Source organism: Saccharothrix stipae (assembly GCF_054781895.1).
The window spans coordinates 1,104,492-1,131,023 of sequence record NZ_BAAGTN010000008.1; the positions used below are offsets into that span (position 1 = coordinate 1,104,492).

At 71.8% G+C, this 26,532-nt stretch carries 23 protein-coding genes, 1 tRNA gene and 2 riboswitches; of the genes, 15 read left to right on the forward strand and 9 right to left on the reverse strand.

Annotation, left to right across the window (positions count from 1 at the left end; all coding sequences use genetic code 11):
• Nucleotides 1–100: 100 nt before the first annotated feature.
• Entirely contained in the window at nucleotides 101–3,466 is a 3,366-nt protein-coding gene (locus ACYVLT_RS22040) for a phosphodiester glycosidase family protein (RefSeq protein ID WP_461122055.1), read from the forward strand.
• A gap of 193 nt (nucleotides 3,467–3,659) precedes the next feature.
• Here the strand turns inward: ACYVLT_RS22040 and ACYVLT_RS22045 are convergent, their stop codons facing one another.
• The 3 genes from ACYVLT_RS22045 to ACYVLT_RS22055 are packed head-to-tail and all read right to left on the reverse strand — an operon-like array spanning nucleotide 3,660 to nucleotide 7,434.
• Nucleotides 3,660–5,723, reverse strand: a complete 2,064-nt coding sequence (locus ACYVLT_RS22045) for a 3-hydroxyacyl-CoA dehydrogenase NAD-binding domain-containing protein (protein ID WP_461122056.1) — start codon at nucleotides 5,721–5,723, stop codon at nucleotides 3,660–3,662.
• Nucleotides 5,723–6,925 carry an acetyl-CoA C-acetyltransferase gene (locus ACYVLT_RS22050; RefSeq protein ID WP_461122057.1) on the reverse strand — a complete coding sequence of 401 codons (1,203 nt, stop codon included), beginning with the start codon at nucleotides 6,923–6,925 and terminating at the stop codon, nucleotides 5,723–5,725. Before ACYVLT_RS22050 ends, ACYVLT_RS22045 begins: the two co-directional genes overlap by 1 nt.
• 56 nt (nucleotides 6,926–6,981) lie before the next feature.
• Nucleotides 6,982–7,434 carry a GNAT family N-acetyltransferase gene (locus ACYVLT_RS22055; protein WP_461122058.1) on the reverse strand — a complete coding sequence of 151 codons (453 nt, stop codon included), beginning with the start codon at nucleotides 7,432–7,434 and terminating at the stop codon, nucleotides 6,982–6,984.
• Between the two features lie 192 nt (nucleotides 7,435–7,626).
• On the opposite strand from ACYVLT_RS22055, the gene ACYVLT_RS22060 reads away from it, so the two are divergent.
• The 8 genes from ACYVLT_RS22060 (at nucleotide 7,627) to glyA (ending at nucleotide 14,713) form a co-directional block, all read left to right on the forward strand.
• On the forward strand, nucleotides 7,627–8,751 hold the full coding sequence (locus tag ACYVLT_RS22060; RefSeq protein ID WP_461122059.1) for an acyl-CoA dehydrogenase family protein: 1,125 nt from the start codon (nucleotides 7,627–7,629) through the stop codon (nucleotides 8,749–8,751).
• Nucleotides 8,751–9,881 (forward strand): CaiB/BaiF CoA transferase family protein, encoded by a 1,131-nt coding sequence (locus ACYVLT_RS22065; RefSeq protein WP_461122060.1) that lies wholly within the window; start codon nucleotides 8,751–8,753, stop codon nucleotides 9,879–9,881. Before ACYVLT_RS22060 ends, ACYVLT_RS22065 begins: the two co-directional genes overlap by 1 nt.
• A gap of 419 nt (nucleotides 9,882–10,300) precedes the next feature.
• A complete protein-coding gene (locus tag ACYVLT_RS22070; RefSeq protein ID WP_181319924.1) occupies nucleotides 10,301–10,462 on the forward strand; it encodes a hypothetical protein in 162 nt (53 codons plus the stop codon).
• Nucleotides 10,463–10,663: 201 nt separating this feature from the next.
• Entirely contained in the window at nucleotides 10,664–11,152 is a 489-nt protein-coding gene (locus tag ACYVLT_RS22075; protein WP_360464986.1) for a helix-turn-helix transcriptional regulator, read from the forward strand.
• A gap of 109 nt (nucleotides 11,153–11,261) precedes the next feature.
• On the forward strand, nucleotides 11,262–11,639 hold the full coding sequence (locus ACYVLT_RS22080; RefSeq protein WP_461122061.1) for a hypothetical protein: 378 nt from the start codon (nucleotides 11,262–11,264) through the stop codon (nucleotides 11,637–11,639).
• A gap of 14 nt (nucleotides 11,640–11,653) precedes the next feature.
• Entirely contained in the window at nucleotides 11,654–11,956 is a 303-nt protein-coding gene (locus tag ACYVLT_RS22085) for a DUF3817 domain-containing protein (protein WP_360464980.1), read from the forward strand.
• Nucleotides 11,957–12,019: 63 nt separating this feature from the next.
• A riboswitch (glycine riboswitch) is annotated at nucleotides 12,020–12,107 on the forward strand.
• Between the two features lies 1 nt (nucleotide 12,108).
• A riboswitch (glycine riboswitch) is annotated at nucleotides 12,109–12,203 on the forward strand.
• Between the two features lie 128 nt (nucleotides 12,204–12,331).
• Nucleotides 12,332–13,432 carry a glycine cleavage system aminomethyltransferase GcvT gene (gcvT, locus tag ACYVLT_RS22090; protein ID WP_461122062.1) on the forward strand — a complete coding sequence of 367 codons (1,101 nt, stop codon included), beginning with the start codon at nucleotides 12,332–12,334 and terminating at the stop codon, nucleotides 13,430–13,432.
• 15 nt (nucleotides 13,433–13,447) lie between these two features.
• On the forward strand, nucleotides 13,448–14,713 hold the full coding sequence (gene glyA, locus ACYVLT_RS22095) for a serine hydroxymethyltransferase (protein WP_461122063.1): 1,266 nt from the start codon (nucleotides 13,448–13,450) through the stop codon (nucleotides 14,711–14,713).
• Nucleotides 14,714–14,816: 103 nt separating this feature from the next.
• On the opposite strand, the gene ACYVLT_RS22100 is transcribed toward glyA, so the two are convergent.
• Nucleotides 14,817–15,464 carry a hypothetical protein gene (locus ACYVLT_RS22100; protein WP_461122064.1) on the reverse strand — a complete coding sequence of 216 codons (648 nt, stop codon included), beginning with the start codon at nucleotides 15,462–15,464 and terminating at the stop codon, nucleotides 14,817–14,819.
• A gap of 118 nt (nucleotides 15,465–15,582) precedes the next feature.
• On the opposite strand from ACYVLT_RS22100, the gene ACYVLT_RS22105 reads away from it, so the two are divergent.
• Entirely contained in the window at nucleotides 15,583–17,688 is a 2,106-nt protein-coding gene (locus tag ACYVLT_RS22105; RefSeq protein ID WP_461122065.1) for a S9 family peptidase, read from the forward strand.
• 52 nt (nucleotides 17,689–17,740) lie between these two features.
• Here ACYVLT_RS22105 and ACYVLT_RS22110 read toward each other — a convergent pair whose 3' ends face one another.
• From ACYVLT_RS22110 to ACYVLT_RS22125, 4 genes are all read right to left on the reverse strand, one after another.
• The gene (locus tag ACYVLT_RS22110; protein ID WP_461122066.1) at nucleotides 17,741–18,583 is read right to left on the reverse strand and encodes a spermidine synthase; all 843 of its coding nucleotides are present in this window, start codon (nucleotides 18,581–18,583) and stop codon (nucleotides 17,741–17,743) included.
• Nucleotides 18,580–18,993: an adenosylmethionine decarboxylase gene (gene speD, locus ACYVLT_RS22115; RefSeq protein ID WP_461122067.1), complete on the reverse strand. Its 414-nt coding sequence runs from the start codon at nucleotides 18,991–18,993 to the stop codon at nucleotides 18,580–18,582. Before speD ends, ACYVLT_RS22110 begins: the two co-directional genes overlap by 4 nt.
• A gap of 55 nt (nucleotides 18,994–19,048) precedes the next feature.
• On the reverse strand, nucleotides 19,049–20,248 hold the full coding sequence (locus ACYVLT_RS22120) for a type III PLP-dependent enzyme (RefSeq protein ID WP_461122068.1): 1,200 nt from the start codon (nucleotides 20,246–20,248) through the stop codon (nucleotides 19,049–19,051).
• 98 nt (nucleotides 20,249–20,346) lie between these two features.
• Nucleotides 20,347–21,561, reverse strand: coding sequence for a metallophosphoesterase (locus ACYVLT_RS22125; RefSeq protein ID WP_461122069.1), 1,215 nt, complete (start codon nucleotides 21,559–21,561; stop codon nucleotides 20,347–20,349).
• A 114-nt stretch (nucleotides 21,562–21,675) separates the two neighbouring features.
• Between ACYVLT_RS22125 and ACYVLT_RS22130 the strand changes: the two genes are divergently transcribed.
• The 3 genes from ACYVLT_RS22130 to pabB all read left to right on the forward strand — a co-directional run bounded on the left by ACYVLT_RS22130 (nucleotide 21,676) and on the right by pabB (nucleotide 25,263).
• Nucleotides 21,676–22,194, forward strand: a complete 519-nt coding sequence (locus ACYVLT_RS22130) for a SigE family RNA polymerase sigma factor (protein WP_461122070.1) — start codon at nucleotides 21,676–21,678, stop codon at nucleotides 22,192–22,194.
• Nucleotides 22,176–23,114 carry a hypothetical protein gene (locus ACYVLT_RS22135; RefSeq protein ID WP_461122071.1) on the forward strand — a complete coding sequence of 313 codons (939 nt, stop codon included), beginning with the start codon at nucleotides 22,176–22,178 and terminating at the stop codon, nucleotides 23,112–23,114. The genes ACYVLT_RS22130 and ACYVLT_RS22135 overlap by 19 nt, the downstream gene beginning before the upstream one ends.
• 130 nt (nucleotides 23,115–23,244) lie before the next feature.
• Nucleotides 23,245–25,263 carry an aminodeoxychorismate synthase component I gene (gene pabB, locus ACYVLT_RS22140; protein WP_461122072.1) on the forward strand — a complete coding sequence of 673 codons (2,019 nt, stop codon included), beginning with the start codon at nucleotides 23,245–23,247 and terminating at the stop codon, nucleotides 25,261–25,263.
• Nucleotides 25,264–25,342: 79 nt separating this feature from the next.
• Here the strand turns inward: pabB and ACYVLT_RS22145 are convergent, their stop codons facing one another.
• Nucleotides 25,343–25,684 carry a histone-like nucleoid-structuring protein Lsr2 gene (locus ACYVLT_RS22145; RefSeq protein WP_015104119.1) on the reverse strand — a complete coding sequence of 114 codons (342 nt, stop codon included), beginning with the start codon at nucleotides 25,682–25,684 and terminating at the stop codon, nucleotides 25,343–25,345.
• Between the two features lie 274 nt (nucleotides 25,685–25,958).
• On the opposite strand from ACYVLT_RS22145, the gene ACYVLT_RS22150 reads away from it, so the two are divergent.
• Together ACYVLT_RS22150 and ACYVLT_RS22155 are read left to right on the forward strand one after the other, a co-directional pair.
• The gene (locus ACYVLT_RS22150) at nucleotides 25,959–26,240 is read left to right on the forward strand and encodes a metal-sensitive transcriptional regulator (RefSeq protein WP_461122073.1); all 282 of its coding nucleotides are present in this window, start codon (nucleotides 25,959–25,961) and stop codon (nucleotides 26,238–26,240) included.
• Between the two features lie 63 nt (nucleotides 26,241–26,303).
• Nucleotides 26,304–26,377, forward strand: a tRNA-Leu gene (locus ACYVLT_RS22155).
• The last annotated feature ends 155 nt before the right edge of the window (nucleotides 26,378–26,532 follow it).

Consider the following 26,532-nt stretch of genomic DNA (forward strand, 5'->3'; position numbering starts at 1 on the left):
GATCGGGTCGACAACTGCGGCCGAACGGGCGTGTCCGGCGAATCGTCAACACGGTGGACTTACATCGCGTAAGTTCCTCACCCACCCTGCGGGAGTGCCCGTGTTCCCACGCCCTCGCTTCGCCGCCCTGGCCTCGGCACTGGTCTTCGCCCTGTCGGTGGCCACGCCGGCACATGCCGAGCCACCACCGTCCTTGGTCGACCTGCCGGGCGTCGCGGTCGCGCCCGCCGTCGACCCCGCCCGCCGCATCGAGACCGCCCGCACCACCCGCCCGGTCGCGCCGGGCGTGTCGCTGAGCTCGTTCGACTGGTACGAGCCGGGCGGCGCGGGCGGGTGGATCCGCGGCGACGCGCTCACCGTCGACCTCACCGCCGGCACGAGGGTCGACTACCTGCACCCCGGCCGGGTCGCCGCCGCCGAACCGCTGTCCGCGCAGGCGGACCGGACCCGCGCGGTGGCCGCCGTCAACGGCGACTTCTTCGACATCAACAACTCCAACGCGCCGCGCGGCGTCGGCGTGCAGGACGGCCGCACGGTCAAGTCGCCGGTCGCCGGGCACCGACGCGCGGTCGGCCTCGACGCGGCGGGCGTCGGCCGGGTGATGGAGGTGTTCTTCGACGGGCGGATCACCCGCGAGGACGGCACCTCGATCCGGTTGGACCAGCTCAACAGCGCCGCCGTCGAGTCGGGCGGCATCGGTCTGTTCGACCCGATCTGGGGCTCCTACAGCCGGGCGCGGGCGGTGTCGGGCGCCTCCCGCGTGACCGAGGTCGTGCTGCGGGCGGGCGTGGTCACCGAGCGGCGTGACCGGGCGGGTGACGACCCGGTGCCCGCGGACGGCCAGGTGCTCGTGGGCCGGGAGGCGGGCGCCGACGCGCTGGACACGTTGGCGGTGGGGCAGCGGGTCGCCGTGGAGCACACCACCAAGGCCGACGACGGCAGCGCCCTTCGTGCCGCGATCGGCGGGAACCAGCTGCTGATCCAGGACGGCGAGGTCGTCGCGCCCGCCGACCCGCTGCACCCCCGCACGGCGGTCGGGTTCTCGGCCGACGGCAAGAAGATGTTCCTGCTCACCGTGGACGGCAGGCAGGGTGCGTACCTGCTCGGGCTGAACCTCAAGGACGTGGCCGCGATCCTGCTGGAGATGGGGGCGCACAACGCCCTCAACCTCGACGGCGGCGGGTCGTCCACCCTGGTGGCCCGCACGCCCGGCGCGGAGTCGGTGGTCGTGGAGAACACGCCGTCCGACGGCGGCGAGCGGCCCGTGCCCAACGGGTTGGCGCTGTACGCGCCCGCCGGCAGCGGCTCGCTCACCGGCTTCTGGGTGCGGACGGCGATCGACCCGCGTGCCGCGCCGGGGTCGGACACCGTGCCCGGCGGTCACCCGGAACGCGTGTTCCCCGGCCTGACCCGGCGGTTGGTGGCCGACGGGCACGACGAGACGTACGGCCCGGCGCGGGACGACGCGCACCGGTGGCGGACGGCCCGTGCCGACGTGGGGCGGGTCGATCCCGACGGTGTGTTCCACGCCCACCGGCCCGGTACCACGAAGGCCGTGGCGCACCGCGGCGGCGTGACCGGCGAGGTCGAGCTGACCGTGCTGGGCGCGTTGGCCGGGCTGTCGGCGACCACGAGCAGGTTGAGCCTGCCCGAGGTGGGCGGCACGAGCGCGCTCGGCGTGGTCGGGCGGGATGCCGAGGGGTTCACCGCGCCGGTCGAGCCCGCGGACGTGGTGCTGCACTACGACCGCTCGGTGATCGACGTCGTGCCGGGGGCCGACGGCTCGCTGCTGGTCACGGCCCTGCGGCCGGGTGCGACGACGGTCGAGGCGCGGGTCGGGGCGCACGTGGTGCGGGTGCCGGTGACCGTGGGGCTGGAGGAGCGGCTGCTCGCCGGGTTCGACGACGGCGCGGCGTGGACGTTCGGCTCGGCGCGCGGTTCCGGCTCGGTGGCGCCGGTGTCCGAGGGGCACACCGGCGCGGGCCTGCGGATGTCGTACGACTTCTCGCGGTCGACCGGCACGCGGACGGCGTACGCGATCCCGCCCCGGCCGATCGAGGTGCCGGGGCAGCCGTTGGCGCTGGGCGCGTGGGTGTACGGGCACGGGCGTGGTGAGTGGACCGCGTTCACCGTCACCGACTCGTCGGGGCTCAGCCGTTCGCTCTACGGGCCGTACATCACCTGGACGGGGTGGCGTTACCTGGAGGTGCCGGTACCGGCCGGACTCGCGTTCCCCTTGCGGGTGAACAGGTTCTACACGATCGAGACCAAGGCGGACCGGCAGTACACCGGTGAGGTGATCGTGGACGACATCGTGGCCAAGGTGCCGCCCGCGGTGGAGCTGCCGGTGGTGGAGGAGCCCGAGGACCGGTTCGTGGTGCGGGACGGCACGGTGGCCGACCGGCCGTGGCGGTTCGCGGTGATGTCCGACGCGCAGTTCGTGGCGCGCGACCCGGACAGCGGGCTGGTGCGCGCGGCGCGGCGGACGTTGCGCGAGATCAAGGCGCAGCGGCCGGACTTCGTGGTGGTGAACGGCGATTTCGTGGACGAGGCGTCGCCCGCGGACCTGGCGCTGGCGCGTCGGGTGCTGACCGAGGAGCTGGGCGACGAGCTGCCCTGGTACTACGTGCCGGGCAACCACGAGATCATGGGACCGGGCACGATCGAGAACTTCCGGCGCGAGTTCGGCGCCACCAACCGGGTCTTCGACCACAAGGGCACCCGGTTCGTGCTGCTGGACTCGTCCACCGGCACGGTGCGCGGCGGCGGGTTCGACCAGGCCGTGATGCTGCGTGACGCGTTGCGGGACCACGCTTCCGTGCACTCGGTCGTGGTGGTGGAGCACCACCCGCCGCGCGACCCGACGCCGACCAGGGGCAGCCAGTTGACCGACCGGATGGAGGCCGACGTGGTCGAGGACTGGTTGGCGGAGTTCCGGCGCACGACCGGCAAGGGCGCGGCGTTCATCGGTGCGCACGTGGGCCTGTTCCACGCCTCGCGGGTGGACGGCGTGCCGTACCTGGTCAACGGCAACTCGGGCAAGGCGCCCGCGGGGGAGGCCGGTCGGGGCGGCTTCACCGGCTGGACGATGCTCGGCGTCGACCCGCGCCTCGGGGACTCCTGGCTGGCCGCCGAGATCCGCCCCCACGTGGACGGCCTGACCCTGACCGCCGAGCCCACCACCCGCATCGGCAGCCCGACCAGGGTGACCGCGTCGATCACCCAGGGCGCGCGCCAGGTCCCGGTCGCCTACCCGGTGACCGCGGACTGGTCCGGTTCGCTGAACCTGCACGTGGGTCCGGCATCCGGCCTGCGCCCGTGGCACGTCGCGTGGCTCGACCCCACCACCGACACCCTCACGGCCCTGCGCCCGGGCCGCGTGACCATCGCCGTGACCGTCAACGGCGTGACCCAACGCACCGACACCACCACCGCCTTCCCCCACCGCACCCGCACCCCCGCCTAACCCCCGCGAGAGTCCTACCTTCACCCCGCGAGAGTCCTACGCTCACCCCGCGAGAGTCCTACCTTCACGTCGCGAGAGTCCTACGTTCGGAGCACCTGAATTCAACACTCAGGACAGGGAGCACCTGTGCTGAGCGTTGAACTCGGGGGTCCTGAACGTAGGACTCTCGACGTCTGAACGTTGGACTCTCGGGCTAGAAGGGGGTGTTGTGGGTGGCGCGGTCGCGGAGGGAGGCGGGAGGGCGGAAGCGCTCGCCGTAGGTGTCGGCCAGGTAGTCGGCGCGCTCCACGAACTCCGTCAAGCCGTAGGAGTTGACGAACTGGACCGTGCCGCCGCTCCACGGCGCGAACCCGAAGCCGAACACGCTGCCCACGTTCGCGTCACCGACCGACGTCAGCACGCCCTCGTCCAGGCACCGCACCGTCTCCAACGACTGGATGAACAGCAACCGGTCCTCGACGTCCTGCTCGGTCACGCCCGCGTCGGCCCGCGCGTACCGCGCCAGCCCCGGCCACAGGAACTTCCGGCCGCCCTCCGGGTACTCGTAGAACCCGGCACCGCCGGACTTGCCGGTACGCCCCTCGGCGACCAGCTCCTCCAGGACGCGGAACGCCGGGTGGTCGCCCAACGCGCCCGCCGCGGCGGGGTCGTCGGCCAACGCCTGGTCGCGGATCTTCAGCTGGAGCGTGAGCGTGACCTCGTCGGACACCGCCAACGGCCCCACCGCCATGCCCGCCCGCCGAGCCACGTTCTCGATCAACGCGGGTGACACGCCCTCCGCCACCATCGACACGGCCTCGGTCACGTACGTGCCGAACGTCCGCGAGGTGTAGAACCCGCGGCTGTCGTTGACCACGATCGGCGTCTTCCCGATCCGCAGCACGTAGTCGAACGCCCGCGCCAACGTCTCGTCCGACGTCTTCTCACCGCGGATGATCTCCACCAGCCGCATCTTCGGCACCGGCGAGAAGAAGTGCAGCCCGATGAACCGCGAGGGATCACCCACCGCCGACGCCAACCCGGTGATCGGCAACGTGGACGTGTTGGACGCGATCACCGCGTCCGGCAGCACGGCCGCCTCCGCCGCCGGCAGCACCTCGTTCTTCAGCTCCCGGTTCTCGAACACCGCCTCGATGACCAGGTCGCAGCCCGCCAGGTCGGTGTAGGAGTCGGTCGGCGTGATGCCGGGCGCGTCACCGGCGCCACGTCGCGCGGCCTCCAGCGTGACGTCCTTCAGCACGACCTCGATCCCGGCCTTCGCGCTGACCTCGGCGATGCCCGCGCCCATCATGCCCGCGCCGAGCACGCCCACCTTGGTCACCTTCGACCGCTCGACCCCGGACGGCCGCGACCCACCGGCGTTGATCTCGTTGAGCTGGAACCAGAAGGTGTTGATCATGTTCTTGGCGACCTGGCCCGACGCCAGCTCCACGAAGTACCGCGCCTCGATCCGCAACGCGGTGTCGAAGTCCACCAACGCGCCCTCGACCGCGGCGGCCAGGACCTTCTCCGGCGCCGGGTACACGCCGTGCGTCTTCTTCCGCAGCACGGCGGGCGCGGCGGCCAGCAGCCCGTACAGGTTCGGATCACCCGGCCGCACGTCCGGCACCGCGTACCCCGGCTTGTCCCAGGGCTGCTGCGGCGCCGGGTTCTCCTTGATCCACGCCCTCGCCTTGGCGATCAGCTCGTCGCGCGACGACGCCAGCTCGTGCACGATCCCGGCCTGCAACGCCCGGGCCGGCCGCAGCTGCTTGCCCTCCATCAGCAGCGGCAACGCGGGCTGCACGCCCAGCAGCCGCACCATCCGGGTCACGCCGCCACCGCCGGGCAGCAGGCCGAGCGTCGCCTCGGGCAGCCCGAGCTTGATCCGGTCGTCGTCCAGCGCCACCCGGTGGTGGCACGCCAGCGCGATCTCCAGGCCACCGCCCAGCGCGCTGCCGTTGATCGCCGCGACCACCGGCTTGCCCAGCAGCTCCAACCGCCGCAGCTGGCCCTTGACCTCCTCCAGGAACCCGAGCGCCTCGGCCGCGTTCTCCGGCGTGATCGTGATCAGCAGGTTCAGGTCGCCGCCGGCGAAGAACGTCTTCTTGGCCGACGTCAGCACCACACCGGTGATGTCGTCGCGCTCCGCCTCCAGCCGCGCGACCGCGTCGCCCATATCCTGGTGGTACTCGGCGTTCATCACGTTCGCCGAGCCGGACATGTCCATCGTGAGGGTGACGATCCCCTCGTCGTCCCGCTCGAAGTGGATAGCCATCAGACCCTCTCGATGATCGTCGCGATGCCCATGCCGCCGCCCACGCACAGCGTGGCCAGGCCCCGCCGCAGGTCCCGGCGCTCCAGCTCGTCGAGCAGCGTGCCGAGGATCATGCAGCCGGTCGCGCCGAGCGGGTGGCCCAGCGCGATCGCGCCGCCGTTGACGTTGACCTTGTCGTCGGGCAGGTCGAGCTCCCGCTGGAACTTCAGCACCACCGACGAGAACGCCTCGTTGATCTCGAACAGGTCGATGTCCTCGACGGTCAGCCTGGCCTTGTCCAACGCCTTGCGCGCGGCCGGCGCGGGACCGGTCAGCATGATCGTGGGCTCGGAGCCGATGATCGCGGTCGCGATGATCCGCGCGCGGGGCGTGAGGCCCAGTTCCCGGCCGATGCGGGCGTTGCCGATCAGCATCGCCGCCGCGCCGTCCACGATCTGCGACGAGTTGCCCGGTGTGTGGACGTGGTCGATGCGCTCGACGGTGGGGTAGCGGTCGATGGCCACCGCGTCGAAGCCCAGGTCGCCGTGGAACCCGAAGCTCGGCTTGAGCTTGCCCAGGCCCTCCAACGTGGTCTCCGGGCGGATCGCCTCGTCGTGGTCGAGCACGACCGAGCCGTTCTGGTCGACCACGGCCACCAGCGAGCGGTCGAAGTAGCCCTTGTCCCGCGCCAACGTGGCCCGCTGCTGCGAGCGCAACGCGAACGCGTCCACGTCCTCGCGGCTGAAGCCCTCCAGCGTGGCGATGAGGTCCGCGCTCACGCCCTGCGGCACGAAGTTGACCGCCATGTTGGTCTCCGGGTCGGCCATCCACGCGCCGCCGTCCGAGCCCATCGGCACCCGCGACATCGACTCGACGCCGCCCGCCACCACCAGGTCCTCGAACCCGGACGCGACCTTGGCCGCGGCCAGGTTCACCGACTCCAGGCCCGACGCGCAGAACCGGTTGAGCTGCACGCCCGCGGGCCGCAGGTCCCACCCGGCCGCCAGCACCGCCGTGCGGGCGATGTCCGCGCCCTGCTCGCCGACCGGTGACACGACGCCGAACACCACGTCGTCCACCGCGGAGGTGTCCAGGTCGTTGCGCCGCGCCAGCGCCGCGAGCACCCCGGATGCCAGGGTGATCGGCTTCACGCTGTGCAGCGAACCGCGCTTCCCCCTGCCACGCGGTGTGCGCACCGCGTCGAAGATCAAGGCTTCGCTCATGTACCCCACGGTAGGCACCGCGCCCGGACCTGCCCATGACCGCGCGAGGTGACTTATTAGCTCACCGGCGTGAGGAGGTGGTCCATGATCTCGCCGTCGCCCGCGAAACCGAGCCGCGCGTACAGCCGCCGGGCCGTCCGGTTGTCCCGGAACACTCGCAACTGCACCCGCGCCCACCCGTGCTCCCGGGCCCACGCCAGCACGTCGCCGACCAGCGCCTCGCCGACGCCCCGCCGGCGGAACTCCGGCATGACCCACATGGAGTACAGGTACAACACGTCGGGGTGAACCTCGTGCGGCACACCGGCCACCAGCCCGATGGGCTCCGGGTCCTCCGCCACCACCTTCACCCCGTGCCGCGGCGACAACAGGTCCCGCCACCGCGCCTCGTCGTACTCCCGCTCCAACGCCAACGTGGAGCCGAACGCCTCGGGATCGCTGCTCAACGCCGTGAGCCGGATGTCACGCCAGGTCGCCCAGTCCTCGGGCCCCAGCCGCCGAAGTCGCATGGCCCAAGTCTGGCCCACCCCGCCCCGCGAGGTCGCGACTTCCAGGCGACCGAGCCGCCGTCTGCGGAGCAGCGGCCTTCAGACACTGACCGATCCGCTCAACATCAACCCTCACCCTGACGCGCTGCGGTCATGGCGGTGCGGCCCGACCGGTGGGAACGTCGGGGTATGCCTACTCGCCGTTCCGCATGGATGACCGAGGACCTGGACCAGCTGCGCAAGCTGGCCCGGACGTTCTTCGAGAGGGAGGTGGTCCCCCACCAGGAGCGGTGGGCCGCGCAGAAGCAGGTGGACCGGGACTTCTGGACCAAGGCCGGCGAGCTCGGCCTGCTCTGCCTGTCCATCCCCGAGGAGTACGGCGGTGGCGGCGGCACGTTCGCGCACGAGGCCGTGCTGCTGGAGGAACAGGCGCGGTGCGGGGACAGCGCGTGGGGCAACAGCGTGCACAGCGGGATCGTCGCCCACTACATCAACGCCTACGGCACCGAGGAGCAGAAGCTGCGCTGGCTGCCGAAGCTGGCGTCGGGCGAGTACGTCGGCGCGATCGCCATGTCCGAGCCCGGCGGCGGCTCGGACCTGCAGAACATCAAGACCAGGGCGCTGCGGCGCGGCGACGAGTACCTGCTGTCGGGCTCGAAGACGTTCATCACCAACGGCGCGCAGGCCGACCTGGTGGTCGTGGTCGCCAAGACCGACCCCGGCGAGGGCGCGACGGGCATCTCGCTGCTGGTCGTCGAGACCGCGCAGGCCGCGGGGTTCCGCCGCGGCCGGGTGCTGGACAAGATCGGGATGAAGGGCCAGGACACCGCGGAGCTGTTCCTCGACGACGTCCGCGTGCCCGCGGCGAACCTGCTCGGCACGAGCGAGGGCCAGGGGTTCATCCAGCTGATGCAGCAGCTGCCGCAGGAACGGCTGATCATCGCGGTGGCGTCGGTGGCGGGCATCGAGGCGGCGGTGGAGCTCACCCTGGCCTACGTCAAGGACCGCACCGCGTTCGGCCGGGAGCTGATCAAGTTCCAGAACACCCGGTTCAAGCTCGCCGAGTGCGCCACCGAGGCCCGGGTGACCAGGGCTTTCGTGGACGAGTGCGTGCAGGACCACCTGGCGGGCCGCCTCGACGTGCCCACCGCGGCCATGGCCAAGTGGTGGGCCACCGAGCGGCTGTGCCAGGTCGTGGACGAGTGCGTGCAGCTGTTCGGGGGCTACGGCTACATGACCGAGTACCCGATCGCGCGCGCGTGGGCGGACGCGCGCGTGCAGAAGATCTACGGCGGGACGAACGAGATCATGAAGGAAATCATCGCGAGGTCGCTCTAGTGCCGGGGCCGCTGGAGGGGCTGAAGGTGGTCGAGCTGGCCGGCCTCGCGCCCGGCCCGTTCGGCTGCATGGTGCTGGCCGACCTCGGCGCGTCGGTGGTGCGGGTCGACCGGGTCGGCGGCGCGGGCGACCCGGGGGTGCCCGTGCTGGGACGCGGGCGGCGGTCGATCGGCGTGGACATCCGCCGCCCCGAGGGCGCCGAGCTGGTGCTCCAGCTGGTCGGCGAGTCCGACGTGCTGGTCGAGGGCTTCCGGCCGGGCGTGACCGAACGGCTGGGCATCGGCCCGGCGCAGTGCCTGGCCCGCAACCGGCGGCTGATCTACGGGCGGATGACCGGGTGGGGCCAGGACGGGCCGCTGGCCGACCGCGCCGGGCACGACATCACCTACATCGCGGTGGCGGGCGCGCTGGAGCCGATCGGCCGGGCCGGCGCGCCGCCGACCGTGCCGCTCAACATCGTCGGCGACTTCGGCGGCGGCGGGCTGCTGCTGGCGATCGGCGTGCTGGCGGCGCTGTACGAGCGGGAGCGGTCCGGGCGCGGGCAGGTGGTGGACGCGGCGATGGTCGACGGCGCCGCGCTGCTGACGACGTTCCTGCACGGGATGTCGTCGGTCGGGGCGTGGCCCGGCGGGCGCGGGACGAACCTGCTCGACGGCGGGGCGCCGTTCTACGACGTCTACGAGGCGGCCGACGGCAGGTTCGTCGGCATCGGGGCGTTGGAGGAGAAGTTCTACGCCGAGCTGCTGGTCGTGCTCGGGCTGGCCGACGCACGACTGCCGTCCCGGCACGACCCGGCGAACTGGCCGGAGCTGCGGGCCCGCATCGCGGCGGCGGTGGCCACCCGCACCCGGGACGAGTGGGCGGCGCTGGCGGAGGGCACGGACGCGTGCCTGGCGCCGGTGCTGGCCCCCGGCGAGGCGCCGGGGTACGCGCACAACGCGCGTCGGGGGACGTTCGTCGAGGTCGGCGGGGTGGCCCAGCCCGCGCCGGCGCCGCGGTTCGAGCGGACGCCCGCCGCGACGCCGAGCCCGCCGCCCGCCGCGGGCGAGCACACCGTCGAGGTGCTGGGCGAGCTGGGGTTGGGCGAGGACGAGATCGCCGGGCTGCGGCGGTCCGGGGTGATCGGCTGAACCCCACCCGCTTCCGGCGCGTCGGATCGGGCGGAAAAAGGGCGCGGGAAATCACCTGAAGGGGGACCGGAAATGTGTGGCAGCCGCCATCGGCCATTGTCACGCACAGTGCGTACGCCGGCGCATTCGTGTGATGGGCTGCGGAGGTATGACGGTGTCGCTGCACCTCGGTGTTCGTGCCAGGGGGGTGGGCGAGTGCCCGTACCTTGGTGATCGGCGGGGCCATGGGTCCCCTTGATCGTCCGATCGGGTGACACCAGGGCCTGCTCAGGCGTGGTTGCGTGGTCGATCGGGCGACCGGTCGGGCGACGACGGCGGGTTCGATCGTCATCATCCGGGTGAATGGGGGACCATGGCGGTTGACACGCCCGGAGCGGCGCCCGGCCGCCCTGCCCTGTGATACGGACGGAGACCGATCAGTGAACGTCAAGAAGGTGGTGACGCTGGCGGCGGTCGCGCTGGTGCTGTTCCTCCTGATCACCCAGCCGAACGAGTCCGCCGAGGCGGTGCGGACCGCGCTCGGGTGGCTCCAGTCGGGCGCGGAGTCCATCATCACCTTCGTCCGCAGCCTCTTCGCCTGAGACGCCCGCCCGACCTCGTCGAACTCCGCACAATGCGGTCACGATCGGTGACCGCACGCCTCGAACGTTGCACCGTACGGGTGGAATGAGGGCTATAACGCCCTGGTAACAGGGTTTTGGACAATCCAGGGTCTAGCGGTTGTCGGTACCCGCTAATACGGTGCGTCGCATTGGCTGATCTTCGACCGACGAGGAGGCAGAATGGTCGAGGACTCCGGAGTCGACGAGCTGCTGCGGCAGTGGGCGGCTGAGCGCTCGGACGACGCCGAGCTGCAGGAGGTGAACCGGATCAAGGACGCGTGGCTCGCGGAAGCCCCGCCGTCCGCGCCGGGGATCCCCGTGCAGCGGGCGAATGGCGGTCCCCGCGGCCTGGTGAAGGTCGAGTCCGCGGATCCGGCGTACGTGACGGCGATGCGGAAGCGGGCGCCCGAGGTGCCCGAGGCTCTGCTCGCGGCCGCCGCCAGCTACTGGCAGCTGGTGGGCGACCTGTCCGAGGCGGAGCAGTGGTGGGACGCGGGCATCAGCCCGCTGGACCAGCGCGCTCTGGACTACCGGGCGGCCGGGCTCACGCCCGCCGACCTCGGTCGTCGCCTCGGCCCGATGACGGTGCTCCAGCACCTGCGTCGGGGTAGTGCGGCGGCCTGGTGCGTGGCCAGGCTGCAGAGGCAACGCCGGGACGGCGTCGCCTAGGTCCGACGAGTCGGGGCGGGCTCCTGTGGTCGAGGGGCCCTCACCGTGAGGGGCGGGCTCCTGCGCGGGGAGCCCCAGCCCCGGGAGATGCACGAAGTACTCTTGAGGCGTGCAAGGCCTCATCACTCCCAAGCGGCTCGCGATCGCGGCCGTCTGCCTGGCGTCACTGGTCGTGTGCTGCGGCCTGGCCTACTGGCAGTGGGAGCGGTTCTCCGAGGCCGGCGGCACGTTCCAGAACCTGGGTTACGTCTTCCAGTGGCCGCTGTTCGGCCTCTTCCCGGCGTTCATGGTGTGGCGCATCCGCAGGCTGGACGCGCGCCGCAAGGCCGAGGCCGCCGACGGCGCCGTGCCGGAGCCGGTGGCCGCGCCGCCGCGGCCGGTCGTTACCGTTGAGCCCGTCAGAGCGCCCGCGCCGGACGACGAGGACGAAGAGCTCGCGGCCTACAACCGCATGCTCGCCGAACTCCACGCGCGGGACCAGCGGTGAACGAAGGTAGGGCGATGAGCGGCGCGTTGACCAGGTTCCGGTTCATGGCTTACGTGGTCGGTGTCGGCCTGCTGCTGCTCGTGGTCGCGATGATCGCCAAGTACGCGGGCGGCAACGAGGGCATGATGCAGGTCGTCGGCCCCGTCCACGGCTTCCTGTACGCGGTGTACCTGGTGCTCACCGTCGACCTGGCGCTCAAGGCGCGCTGGTCGATCAAGGGCACCGCCCTGGTGCTGCTCGCCGGCACGATCCCGTTCGTGTCGTTCTACGCCGAGCGCAGGGTGGTCGAGAGCGTCCGGGCCGAGAAGAGCCTGTGACCGGGGTTGACCCCGTCCGCCGCGCACCCCTAGCGTCTGGCGGTACCAACTGAACACGGCCGTCGATGTCGCGCGGGAGAGTCCCCCACCAGGGCGCCGAAGGAGCAACTCCTCCCCGGAATCTCTCAGGCACAGGTACCGCCCGACGAAGGCAACTCTGGAAAGCAGGCGCACCCGCTGCGCCTCGCCCACGGTGCAAGCCGCCCTCACCCGGTGGCGAAGCTCTCAGGCTCATGGCAGAGGGGGAGGCTCACTCGACGAGGAGTCTCCGGTGGACCGTGTCATCCTTTCGACCGTGAAGTTCCCGGACGTGCCCGCGGCCGACCCGACCGGTCGGCGCGCGGGCACGCCCGCACCCAGGGAGGTCTCCGCCTGATGGAAAGCCGCCGCACGCCCCTGCACGCCGAGCACGAGGCGCTGGGGGCCATGTTCACCGACTTCGCGGGCTGGCGGATGCCGCTGCGCTACGACAGCGAGCTGGCCGAGCACCACGCGGTGCGCACGTCGGCGGGCCTGTTCGACCTGACCCACATGGGTGAGATCCGGCTCACCGGCCCGGAGGCGGGCGCCGCGCTGGACCACGCGCTGGTCGGCCACGCGTCCGCGATCGGCGTCGGCCGCGCCCGCTACACGATGATCTGCGAGGCCGACGGCGGCGTCGTCGACGACCTCATCGTCTACCGCACGGGCGAGGTCGAGTACCTCGTCGTGGCCAACGCCTCCAACGCCGCCGTCGTGCACGAGGCGCTGGTCGAGCGCGCGAAGGGCTTCGACACCACCGTCGAGGACGCCTCGACCGACTACGCGCTGCTGGCCGTGCAGGGGCCGAGGGCCACCGCCATCCTCGCCGGCCTCACGCCCACCGACCTGGGCGCGGTCAAGTACTACGCGTCGTACCCGACCGAGGTGGCGGGCAAGCCGGTCCTGCTCGCCCGCACCGGCTACACCGGCGAGGACGGCTTCGAGCTGTTCGTCGCGCCGGACGACGCCGCGCACGTGTGGCAGGCCCTGCTGGAGGCGGGCGCACCGCACGACCTCAGGCCCGCCGGCCTCGGCTGCCGCGACACGCTGCGGCTGGAGGCGGGCATGCCGCTGTACGGCAACGAACTCGGCCGCGACCGCACGCCGTTCCACGCGAACCTCGGCCGGGTGGTGAAGCTGGACAAGCCGGGCGACTTCGTCGGCCGCGACGCCCTGGCCGCCGTGTCCGAGCAGGGCGTGGACCAGGTGCTCGTCGGCCTCAAGACCACCTCGCGCCGCGCACCCCGGCACGGCTACCCGGTGCTGGACGCGGCGGGCGACCCGATCGGCGAGGTGACCAGCGGCGCGTTGTCGCCGACCCTGGGGTACTCGGTGGCGATGGCGTACGTGGCCGTCGGCAACACCGAGCCCGGCACGGCGCTGTCGGTGGACGTCCGGGGCAAGCACGAGCCGGTCGAAGTCGTCGCACTGCCCTTCTACAAGCGCACCTCGTAAGGGAGACCCACACACATGTCCGAGCACTTCAACACCTCCCTCGCGGAGTTCGACCCGGAGGTCGCGAACGCCGTCGCCGCCGAGCTCGACCGGCAGCAGAGCACGCTGGAGATGATCGCCTCGGAGAACTTCACGCCGGTGTCGGTGCTCCAGGCGCAGGGGTCGGTGCTGACGAACAAGTACGCCGAGGGCTACCCGGGCCGGCGCTACTACGGCGGCTGCGAGAACGTCGACGTGATCGAGCGGCTGGCGATCGAGCGGGTCAAGGCCCTGTTCGGCGCGGGTTTCGCGAACGTGCAGCCGCACTCGGGCGCGCAGGCCAACGCGTGCGCGATGTTCGCCCTGCTCCAGCCGGGCGACACGATCCTGGGCCTGGACCTCGCGCACGGCGGCCACCTCACCCACGGGATGCGGATCAACTTCTCCGGCAAGCTCTACAACGTGGTGCCCTACCACGTGTCGGAGTCCGACGGCCGGGTCGACATGGCCGAGGTCGAGCGGCTGGCGCTGGAGCACAAGCCGAAGCTGATCGTGGCCGGCTGGTCGGCCTACCCGCGTCAGCTCGACTTCGCCGAGTTCCGCCGGATCGCCGACTCGGTGGACGCGTACCTGATGGTGGACATGGCGCACTTCGCCGGCCTCGTGGCGACGGGTCTGCACCCGAGCCCGGTGCCGCACGCGCACGTCGTGACGACGACCACGCACAAGACGCTCGGCGGCCCGCGCGGCGGGGTGATCCTGACCAACACCGCCGAACTCGCGAAGAAGATCAACTCGGCGGTGTTCCCCGGTCAGCAGGGCGGTCCGCTGGAGCACGTGATCGCGGGCAAGGCGGTGGCGTTCAAGCACGCCGCGTCGCCCGAGTTCGCCGACCGGCAGCGGCGCACGGTCGAGGGCGCGAAGATCCTCGCCGACCGGCTGTCGCGGCCCGACGCGGCCGCGGCCGGGGTGAAGGTGCTCACCGGCGGCACGGACGTGCACCTCGTGCTGGTCGACCTGGTGGCGTCCGAACTGGACGGCAAGCAGGCCGAGGACCGGTTGCACGAGGTGGGCATCACGGTCAACCGCAACGCGGTGCCGAACGACCCGCGGCCGCCGATGGTGACCTCCGGCCTGCGGATCGGCACGCCCGCGCTGGCCACCCGCGGGTTCGGCGCGGCGGACTTCGCCGAGGTGTCGGACGTCATCGCGGCGGCGTTGCAGCCCTCGCCCGACCTGGCGGAGCTGCGATCGCGGGTCGAGGTGCTGGCCGCCAAGCACCCGCTGTACCCCACGCTGTGACGGTCGTGGGCGTCGGCTGACGCCCCGCTGCGCAACGCCCTGATCCCCCGGCCAACCCCAGGCCGGGGGATCAGGGCGTTCCACAGTGGACCACCCGGGTCGACTAGGCGGCGGGAGCGGTCACCCCCGGTGGGAGGCACTCGATGTTGCGCTTGCCGTTGGGCTGCACCACGAACCAGGTGCCGCCGACGCCCTGGCCCTTCCACTGGCCCGGCGCCTCGTCCTTCGCGTAGGTGTACAGCGGCCAGCCGTCCAGGGTGACCTGCTCGGTGCCGTCGGCCCTCTTCACCGTCGACACGAGCGCGGGGTCGACGCCCTGCAGCTGCGGCGTGCCGTTGGACAGCACGGGAGGCCACGTCACCGCGCACTGGCCCTCGCAGTTGGACTTCGCCGGGTCCGGCGTGTCCTTGTCGAACCGGTACAGCGTCCGGCCGTCGCCGTCCTGCACGACCTCGCCCATCTTGGGCACGCTCTTGCCCACCAGCGTGACCTGCGGGCCGGACGGCGCCGGTGCGGCCTGGCCCTCCGGTGCGGCGGCGGGCTCCTCGACGGGCGCCGCTTCCTCGCTGGTCGGAGGGGCCAAGGGCTCCTGCACGTCGCCGTAGTCGCCCTGGGCCGCAGCCCCCACCTGCTCGGTCTGCGCGACCGTCTTGCCCTGCAGGCCGGTGGCGTTGGATGTCCACATGACCAGCGCGAGCACGGCTGCCATGCCGCCCGCGACGGCGATGGCGATGCGGTTTCGTCGGATCACACTCACTCCTCCTTGGTCCGTCAATCGCTCCACCGACGACTACGGCCCTCCCGCCGGTGCGGTTCAGCCGCGGGCCGAATCCGTGAACCAGTACAGGGGGTGCCCGTAGGGTGTCCGGGTGGGCAACGAGATCTCCTTCCCGCGCCAGCACGCGCGCACCCAGCGGTTCACCCTCGGCGCACCGCGGACGTTCACCGCGGCCCCGGACGGCGCCAAGGTGTACTTCCTCCGCACCGCCGCGGCCACGAGCCGGGCGAACGGCCTGTGGGCGTTCGACACCGCGACCCGGACCGAAGCGCTGCTGGTCGACCCGACCACCCTGCTGACCGACCCCGAGGACCTGTCGCCGGAGGAACGGGCACGCCGCGAGCGCGCCCGCGAGCAGGCCGCCGGCATCGTGGGCTACGCCACCGACGGCGCCGCGCGGCAGGCGGTGTTCGCGTTGTCCGGCAGGCTGTTCGTGGTCGAGCTCGCCACCGCGGCCGTCCGCGAGCTGCCGGTGGCCGGCGCGGCCATCGACCCGCGCCTGGACCCCACCGGCCGCAAGGTCGGGTACGTGGCCGACGGCGCGCTGCACGTGGTCGACCTGGACACCGGCGAGGACCGCGTGGTCGCCTCGCCGGACGGGCCGGACGTCACGTGGGGCCTGGCGGAGTTCATCGCGGCCGAGGAGATGGGCCGTTACCGGGGTTACTGGTTCTCCCCGGACGGCGAACGCGTGCTGGCGGCCCGCGTCGACAACGCGCCCGTGCCGCGCTGGCACATCGCCGACCCGGCCAACCCCGGCACGCCCGCCACCGAGATCGCCTACCCGGCGGCCGGCGCGGCGAACGCCGTGGTCGAGGTGGCCGTCTTCGGCACCGCTGGCACCGACCGCTCCGATGGCGCCGACCGCGCCACGGGCACCGACCGCACCGACGTGACCTGGGACCGCGAGGCGTTCCCGTACCTGAACGCGGTGTCGTGGACGTCGCACGGCAAGCCCCTGCTCCAGGTCCAGTCACGCGACCAGCGCCGGGTGCGGGTGCTCGCGGTGGACGTGGCGACCGGCGCCACCGACGTGGTCGCCGACGACACCGACCCGCGCTGGCTGGAGATCGTGCCGGGCGCGCCGCGCTGGACCCCCGGCGGCGAGCTGGTGCGCGTGCTGCCCATCGGTGACGCGAACCGGCTCGTGGTCGGCGACCGGGCGTGGACGCCGGACGGCTTCCAGGTCCGCGCGGTGCTCGACGTGGCCGAGGACGGCGTGCTCGTCACCGCCTCCACGGACGACCCGACCCGGACGGGCGTCTTCCTGGTCACCGGATCGGCCGTCACCCGACTGTCCACAGAGGACGGTGTGCACGGCGCGACCCGCGCCGGCGGCGTGCTGGTGCTGTCCCGCTCCTCGATGGACCACTTCGGCGCGCGCGTCACCGTCTCCACCGGCGGCGAGATCGGCACGTTCGCCGAAACCCCCGTGCTGACGCCCGAGGTCCGGTTGCTGACCGTCGGCGAGCGCGACCTGAGGGCGGCGCTGCTGTTCCCGCGCGGCCACGTACCGGGCACGAAGCTGCCGGTGCTGCTCGACCCGTACGGCGGTCCGCACGCGCAGCGCGTGGTGTCGGCGCGCAACGCCTACCTGGCGTCGCAGTGGTTGGCCGACCAGGGTTTCGCGGTCCTCGTGGTGGACGGTCGCGGCACGCCCGGTCGCGGTCCGGCGTGGGAGCGGGAGATCGCGTTCGACTTCGCCGGCGCGACCCTGGAAGACCAGGTGGACGCCCTGCACGCGGTCGCGGCGGGCGAGCCGGACCTCGACCTGGCCAGGGTCGGCATCCGCGGCTGGTCCTACGGCGGCTACCTGGCCGCGCTGGCCGTCCTGCGGCGCCCGGACGTGTTCCACGCGGGCATCGCCGGCGCGCCCGTCACCGACTGGCGGCTGTACGACACCCACTACACCGAGCGCTACCTCGGCGACCCGGCCGAGCGGCCGGAGGTGTACGACGCCAACTCGCTCATCGCCGACGCGCCGAAGCTGGAGCGCCCGCTGATGATCGTGCACGGCCTGGCGGACGACAACGTGGTGGCCGCGCACACCCTGCGCCTGTCCTCGGCGCTGCTGGCGGCGGGACGGCCGCACACCGTCCTGCCGCTGTCCGGCGTCACCCACATGACCCCGCAGGAGCAGGTGGCCGAGAACCTCCTGCTGCTCCAGGTCGACTTCCTGCACCGCGCCCTGGCCTGACGCGCGAGCGGGGCCGTCCCACCGTGGGGACGGCCCCGCTCGCACACCACCGTCAGGCCAGGGAGTGCCGGACCAGGTAGGGCGGGATCGAGTTGCCGACCAGGGCCAGGTCGTCGATCGTCTCCGGCTGGTAGCCGGCGCCGGGCAGCCGCTCGACCATCAACGCGGTCGGGTCGGCCACCTCGTCGGCCCGCCCGAACAGGTACGCCCACTCGTGCTCGTCCGAGCCGTAGTACGCGACCGTGTCGAACACCTCGTTGAACCGCTGCCACATGCGGACCAGCGTGGTGTTGCGCCACATCGTCTGGCAGCCCGCCTGGGACACCACGACGCCGCCCGGCGTGAGCAGCGCCTTGCACATGGCCAGGAACTCGGCGCCGTACAAGCGGTTGTGCTGCGCCTCCTCCTCGCGCTCGTCGGGCAGGTCCACCAGGACGATGTCGTAGCGCTCCGACGTCGTCCGGATGTACTCGTAACCGTCGATGTACCGCACGTGGACGGGGCCTTCGCCCTTCTCCGCCAACGCCAGCTCGTCGAGCGTGTAGCCGTAGGGCAGGTGCTCGGCGCACAGCCGCACGGCCTGCGAGTCGATGTCGATGTGGTCGACCACCGAAGCGCCCGCCGCCACCGCCATCTGGCACACCACGCCCTCCGACGACCCGATGACCAGCACCCGGTCGACGCGGTCGGCCAGCAGCAGCGCGGGCACCATCAGCGCCTCGTGGTAGGTCAGCTGGCTGAGCTCGGTGCTCTGCCGGTCGTCGTCGCAGAACAGCGACAACCCCTGGGCGGTGCGGGCGATCACCAGGTGCTGGAACTCGGTCCTGGTGTCGACCACGACCTCCTCGACGTCCCAGTGCCTAGTCATGCCGGCCGCGAGCGGTTCGCGGATCAAGACGCCTTCTCCTCACCGACGAGCGCGGGGACGCGGTGCCCCCGCCTGACCATGTCCGTCCGTGCCGACACAGCTCCCAGCGCTTCGGCCAGCAACTGCACCGCGAGCGCGGGCTTGGCGCGCGTGCCGCAGGTGAACACGTCCACGAACACGGCCCCGACCTCGGGGTAGGTGTGGATGGACGCGTGCGACTCCGACAACAGGGCCAGCACGGTGACCCCTTGCGGCTCGAACTGCTTGGAGACCACCTCCAACACCGTGGCGTCAGCCTGGGTGAGCGCCTCGCCGAGCGCGTGGCGCAGGAACCGCTCGTCGTCGAGCAGTTCGGGGCTCACGCCTTCAAGCTCGGCGAGCACGTGCTGTCCTGCGAACAAGCCGACCGGCTCGGTTTCGCACGGGAGTTCGGACATCAATCACTCCAAACATCTTCAGGAGGGGCACAGCAGCGGACAGGCGGGGGCGCGCTCATCGCACGCAGTGGGTGGCCAACGGCGGGAAGCCGTTGAACGCCACCGACGAGTAGCTGGCCGTGTAGGCGCCGGCACCGAGCAGGTCGACGTGGTCGCCCGCGCGCAGGTCCAACGGCAGCTCGTAGCAGGTGTTCTGGTACAGGACGTCGTCCGCGTCGCACGTGGGACCGGCCAGCACGACGGGCCCCACCGGCACCCCGGGTGGCGACACCCCGGCGAGCGGGACCCCGTCCCGGCTGGTGACCAGCGGGTACGCGATCGCCTCGCCCTCGGTCTCCGCGAGGCCGCCGTAGCGACCGATGTCGAGGAAGACCCAGCGGCGTTCGTCCGAATAGGACTTGCGCGACACCAGCACCACTTCGGAGCGGATCACGCCGGACTCCGCCACGATAGCGCGTCCGGGCTCGATCATCACCTCGGGCGCGAAGTCGCCGAAGTGACGCGCGATCGACGCGGTGATGGCCGCGGCGTAGTCGGCCAGCGGCGGCGGCTGCGTCAGGTAACCCGCGGGCAGGCCGCCACCCAGGTTCACCGTGGTCGGCGAGAGCCCTTCGGCGCGCAGCTTCCCGATGATCTCGGCGGCGTCGGCGATCGCGCCGTCCCACCCGCTCGGGTCCAGCTGCTGCGACCCGGCGTGGAACGCCACGCCCAGCGGAACGAGGCCGAGTTCGGCGGCCAACCGCAGGAGATCCGTCGCCATCTCGGGTGAGCAACCGAACTTCTTGCCGAACGGGTAGGTGGAACCCTTGCTGTCGACCAAGATCCGCAGCAGCACGGACGCGCCGGGCGCGTGCTCGGCCAGCGCGCGCACGTCCTGTTCGCTGTCGGACACGAACAGCCGCACGCCGCGCCCGTGGGCGTAGGCGATGTCCCGCGCCTTCTTGATCGGGTTGCTGTAGGAGACGGCCTCCGGCGCCGCGCCGCGGGCCAGGCACAGGTCGATCTCGGCGGGGCTCGCGACGTCGAAGCTCGACCCCTCGGCGGCCAGCAGCTCGACCACCTCGGGCGTCGGGTTCGCCTTCACCGCGTAGAAGATCCCCACCCGCGGCAGCGCCGCGCGGATCGCCGCGAACCGGTCGCGCACCGTCGGCAGGTCGATCACCAGGCAGGGCGTGTCCGGTTGGTCGTGGTCCAGGAAACGACGAATACGAGCCATTGCCTCGCGCAGCCGTTCATCGGCAAAGCTCGTCGTCATCTCGCTAGGGGTCCCCCTTCGCAACCGTGATGAGGCACGGTCCGACCGTGTTCGGGCACGGCCGTCCACTCTAGGTGGTGCGGGCGAAAAATGCGCTATCAGCGGGCGAACTTGTGATGCAACTCCACGACGGTGATGTCCGGCGGCGCGCCGACCCGCACCGGCGGACCCCAGAAGCCGACCCCGTTGGTGGTGTAGACCTGCGTGCCGTCGACGGTCTCCAGACCGCTGCGCACCGGCTGCTGGAGGCCCACCGCGAGGTGGAACGGGAACATCTGCCCGCCGTGCGTGTGCCCGGACAGTTGCAGGTCCACACCGTGCTTGGCGGCCTCGTGCGCCTGCACCGGCTGGTGCGCCAGCAGCACCACCGGCGTCGAGGTGTCGCGGCCGTCCAGCGCGCGGGCGAAGTCCGGGCCGTCCTGGAACGCCTCGCCGGTGACGTCGTTGACGCCCGCGAGGTCGAACGACGCGCCCGCCCGCTCGACGGTCAGCCGCTCGTTGCGCAGCGGGTTGACCCCGAGCCGCTCCAACTCCGCCAGCCACGGCTCCGCGCCGGAGTAGTACTCGTGGTTGCCGGTGACGAAGAAGCTGCCGTGCGTGCTCACGAGGTCGCGCAGCGGAGCCGCCGCCTCACCCAGCTCGTCCACCGTGCCGTCGACGAGGTCGCCGACGATCGCCACCAGGTCGACCTGCTGGGCGTTGATCATGCGCACGATGCGCTCGGTGTGCCCGCGGCCGAGCAGCGGCCCGAGGTGGATGTCGCTCACCACCGCGATCCGGTAGCCGGCCAGCCGCTGGTCGAGCTTGCCCAGCGTGACCGGCACCCGCTTGAGCACCGGGTCGCCCAAAGCCTGCGTGGTGCCGTAGCTCACCACACCCGCCGTGGCCACGCCGCCCGCGATGGCCAGCGACCGCGCGATGAACAGCCGCCGACCGGGGTCGACCGGCCGCTCCCGCGGCGTGCTCGCCGGCGTCTCCACCACCGCGTCCGGCGCGCCGACGGCCGCGGGCGCCTTGTGCCGGCGTGCCGCGCGCAGCAGCACCAGCCGGGGGATCTCCAGCACGCCGAGGATCAGCGCGAAGTAGAACGCGCCCGCCAGCCAGATGAACCCCGGCCACGCCACGAGCACGGCGAAGCCCGACCCGAACCGGCTCAACCCCAGGGCCGCCACCAGCAGCACGTAGAGGAACACCACGATCGCGGTGCCGGTCCGCCGGCCGCGGCCGGGCCGGGTCGTGGCCAGCACGACCCGCCGCCAGATGTAGTAGTGGGCCGCGCCCATCACTGCGGCGAACAGCGCGAAGAACAACAAGTGCGGCCTCCCGGGTGGTGATGGGTCCAGTTTCCACGAATCTCGAAGTCCGCATGCAACCCCCCGACGGTCCGCGGGCGTGATTACCTCGTACCGCAGCACGGGGGAGGACAGATGAGTGATCGGGACGCCGCGTTCGCGGAGTACTTCGCGGCGCGGTCCGAGGCCATGCGCGGCACGGCGTACCTGCTGTGCGGCGACTGGCACCGTGCCGAGGACCTGGTCCAAGCCACGTTCACCAAGCTCTACGTGGCGTGGCGGCGGATCAACCGGCACGAGGCACTCGACGCCTACACCCGGCAGACGCTCGTCCGGACGTTCGTGTCCGACCTGCGCCGGGGGTGGTTCCGCAAGGAACGGGTGAGCGAGACGACCGCCGACGTGGCGGACGTGTCGCGCGGCTCGGCGGAGGACCGGCTGGTGCTGCTGGCGGCGCTGGCCAAGGTGCCGCCCAGGCAACGCGCCGTGCTCGTGCTGCGGTACTGGGAAGACCTGTCGGTCGAGGAGACCGCCAGGGCGTTGAGCTGTTCGGAAGGAACGGTGAAGAGCCAGGCCGCGCGGGGGCTGCAGACGCTGCGCGGCCTGATCACCCCTCAGCAGGGAGAAAAGGTGCGATGGACGAGCGCGAGTTGAAGAGCGCGTTGGAGGAAGTGATGGTGGCGAGCAGCCCGCCGCCACCCATGAGCCCGGAGGCTGCGCTGGACCGGGGCCGTCGTGCGCAACGCCGCAGGCAGGCCACGTGGGGCGGTGCGGTCGCCGGTCTCGCGGTGGTGGCCATCGCGGTCGGCGCGGTGATGGTGCCGAACCTGACCGGCGGCGGCGCCGGCGTCCAGGTGGCGGGAGGGCAGTCGTCGGGATCCCGACCGCCGGCGACCACCCCCACCGGGTCGCCGTCCGAGCCGCCGTCGGTGACCGTGCTGCCGCCCTCGGGCGGGCCGCCGGAGAGCGGGACCTCGACGCCGTGGCCGGACGGGCAGGGCGACCGCACCGCGACCAGCGGCCCCCGGGCGGACAAGGGCGTCAGGCTGCTCAACGACCTGGCGTCGTCGCTGCCACCCGGGGTCAGGGCCGAGGACCGGACCCGGATCGGCTTCGCCGACTACGGGCCGATGACCTGGCGGCAGGCGCAGTTCGCCGAGTACGTCGGTGACCTGCAGGTCTGGGACTACGACGCGCGCACGCCCGTCGTGATCACCGGCGAGGCCGGCGTCGGCGAGCTGTCCATCAGGGTCGAGACCAAGGGCAACACCCGGCTCGGCGACCTGACCGGGTGCGAGGCGGCGACGAAGTACCCGTACCCGGTCGCGGGCGGCACGTGCCGACTCGTGGACGTCGGCGGCAAGCAGGTCGCCGTCGTCACCGGGGCCACCCCGGACGCGGGCACCAACACGATGGAGGCGGGTGCGTTCTACCGGCACCCGGACGGCACGCTGGTGACCGTCGGGTACTCCAGCGAGTTCCGGGACTCCGGCCACCCGGCGCTGTCGCGGCCCGCGTTGACCGGGGAGCAGCTCGCGGCGATCGCCGCGGACGCGAAGTTCCACCTGGACTGAGCACCCGAGGGACGGAGAGGCCGGGCGACAGGCGCGCCCGGCCTCTTCGGTGTGTGCCGCGTCGTGGTGCCGCCTCGCCCGTCCAGGGGTACTCCATCCGGGTGTTCGTGCAGGTACCGTGCTGTTTGCCATGCGGACGCTGCTCATCGACAACTACGACTCGTTCACCTTCAACCTCTTCCAGTACCTGGCCGAGGTGAACGGGCGCGAGCCGGTCGTCATCACCCACGACGACCCGCGGTTCCGGCTGTCCGACCTGCGGCGGTTCGACAACGTGGTGATCTCGCCCGGCCCCGGCCGGCCGCAGCGCGCCGCCGACTTCGGCCTGTGCCGCGCGGTCATCGAGCACGCCGACATCCCCCTGTTGGGCGTCTGCCTGGGGCACCAGGGACTGTGCCTCGCGCACGGCGCGACCGTGGGCTTGGTCACGCCCCGACACGGCGTGGTGGACCAGGTGCGGCACACGGGGGTGGACGTGTTCGCCGGCCTGCCGTCCCCGCTGCCCGTGGTGCGCTACCACTCGCTGGCCGTGTCGGACCTGCCGCCGTCGCTGGAGCCGATCGCCTGGGCGGCGTCCGACGACGTGCTGATGGGCGTGCGGCACCGGTCCCGGCCCGCCTGGGGCGTGCAGTTCCACCCCGAGTCGGTGTGCACTTCGCACGGCCACCAGCTGCTGGCCAACTTCCGCGACCTGACCGACGCCGCGGCCGCCCCTCCCGTCCTTCCGGCGCCCGTGCCGTCGCCGCCGCTCGAGGGCGTTCGCGAGGTCCTGGTGCGACGGGTGGACGTGCACCCGTCGCCGGAGGACGTCTACGCGGCGTTGTACGGAGCGTCTCAACACGCGTTCTGGTTGGACAGCAGCCTCGCCGGGGAGCGGGGCCGGTTCTCCGTGATGGGCGACGCGTCCGGGCCGCTGGCGCGGGTGGCGACGTACGACGTGTGGACCGGTTCGGTGACCGTGGACGGGGAGACGCGGCCCGGGCCGTTCTTCGACTGGCTGGAGGCCGACCTGGCGGCGTGGCGGGTGGCGCCGCCGGACGTGCCGTTCGAGTTCGCCCTCGGCTGGGTCGGCTACCTCGGCTACGAGCTGAAGGCCGAATGCGGCGCAACGGCCGCGCACCGTTCGGAGCAACCGGACGCGGCATTCGTGTTCGCCGACCGGGCCCTGGTTTTCGACCACGTTTCCCGGTGCGTCTACCTGTTGGCGTTGACCGACGAGGACGGCTGGTTGGGCCGAACGGCCGATTTCCTGCGTGATTTCACCGCGGTGCCGGCGGCGGCCCCGCGCCCGGCCCGCGCCGACTCCGTGCAACCGCGGCACAGCCGTTCGCACTACTTGAAGCTGGTCGCGGCTTGTCAGGAGGCCATCACCGCGGGCGAGAGCTACGAGGTGTGCTTGACGAACACGGTGACGTGGCGCGGGTCGGTCGATCCGTGGGACGCCTACCGGTTCCTGCGTGCGGAAAGCCCGGCGCCGTTCGGGGCGTTGCTCCGTTTCGGTGCGCTCTCCGTGCTCAGCACTTCACCCGAGCGGTTCATCCGGGTCGACCGACAGGGTGTCGTCGAATCCGAGCCAATCAAGGGCACACGACCCCGCGGGGCCACCGCCGCCGAGGACGCGGCTTTGCGAACAGCCTTGGCTACCAGCGCGAAGGACCGCGCCGAGAACCTCATGATCGTGGACCTGGTCCGCAATGATCTGGGCCATTGCGCGGAAGTGGGCAGCGTCGAGGTGCCCAGGATCTTCGAGGTGGAGAGCTACGCGACAGTGCACCAGCTCGTCAGCACCGTTCGGGCTCGACTGCGTTCCGGTAGTTCCGCCGCGCGGGTCGTTAGGGCCGCGTTCCCCGGTGGGTCCATGACGGGTGCGCCCAAGATCCGGACAATGCAGATCATCGACGGGCTGGAAGCCGGGCCCCGGGGTGTCTACTCCGGGGCGCTCGGTTACTTCTCACTCTCCGGAACGGCTGACTTCAGCATCGTCATCAGGACGCTCGTGGTGGACCGCGACAAGGTGAGTTTCGGCGTCGGCGGCGCGGTCATCGCGCTGTCCGACCCCGCGGAGGAATTCGAGGAGACCGCGGTCAAGGCGACCGCCCTGCTGAGCCTGGCCGGAGTCGAGTTCCCGGGGCGCTCGTCCTTGCCCTGAGTTCGCTGCCCTGGGTATCGCTGACCTGCGGTTTTCCCCTGCGGCAGGCACCGCCCGCCGCAGGGGAAAACGGCGTGACTCAGGAGGCGTGGGCTTCCTGGAACTGCACGACCAGGCCCTGGGGAATGCGGCCGCGGTCGGAGATCTGGTGGCCCTGCGCGCGAGCCCAGTCCCGAATGGCCTGGGCCTGGGCCTTGTCACCAGCCTTTACCGTGCTCTTGCCGGTGCCCTTGCGCTGCTTGCGGCCACCTGCGCGGCGCGCCTTGGCGACGAAGTCGGCCAGGGACTCGCGGAGCTTGTCCGCATTGTCCTTGGAGAGGTCGATGGAGTACTCCACACCGTCCAGCGCGAAGGTCACGGTCTCGGCGGCTTCGCTGCCGTCGAGGTCGTCGATGAGTTGGACGACGGTCTGCTGTGCCACTGTTCCTCCGTGTGTGCTCGCATAGCGCGTGCTGCCCTCGACTAGTTCTGCGCCACACGCTTAGGTCGACACCATAGTGCACGAGAGGAATATCGCCTAACCTTTCGCGGTGAAAATGTGGTTGATGCCCCCGGACGGGTCATTTCGCGACACAAACCGCACGGAGCCGAATTGCGAGGCCCCGGACGCCGTCACCCCGTGGTGCCGGTCACACCCGGACGGGTGGCCTATCCTGGAGCCCGGTACCCGCCCAGGGTAGGGAAGGCCGGGAGCGATGCACGGTTACACGGCGGACAAGGACGCGTACCTCAAGCGATTGCGCCGCATCGAGGGGCAGGTCCGCGGTCTTCAGCGGATGGTCGAGAACGACGAGTACTGCATCGACGTGCTGACCCAGATCTCGGCGGCCACGAAGGCGTTGCAGGCGGTCTCCCTGGGCCTGCTCGACGAGCACCTGAAGCACTGCGTGGCACAGGCCGTCGCCGAAGGGGGCGAGGTGGCCGACGAGAAGATCGCCGAAGCCTCCGCCGCAATCGTCCGCCTGGTCCGCTCCTGACCAACCCACCCGGCCGCCCCGCGAGGCGGCCGGACAACCTGATCGAGTAGAGTGCTCCCGCCGGCCCCCGTAGCCCAATCGGCAGAGGCAGCGGACTCAAAATCCGTCCAGTGTGCGTTCGAGTCGCACCGGGGGCACCGAAGGATGGAACAGGACCGTCACCCGCGGGGTGACGGTCCTGTTCCGTATTCTCCTGTTTGCGCTGCTGGCGGCGTTGCCGTGCATCGTCGGGCGAAATGACCGCCGTGTCCTGGGCGGTCCGGCCGGCGGCGATGGTGGGACCGGTCAGGGT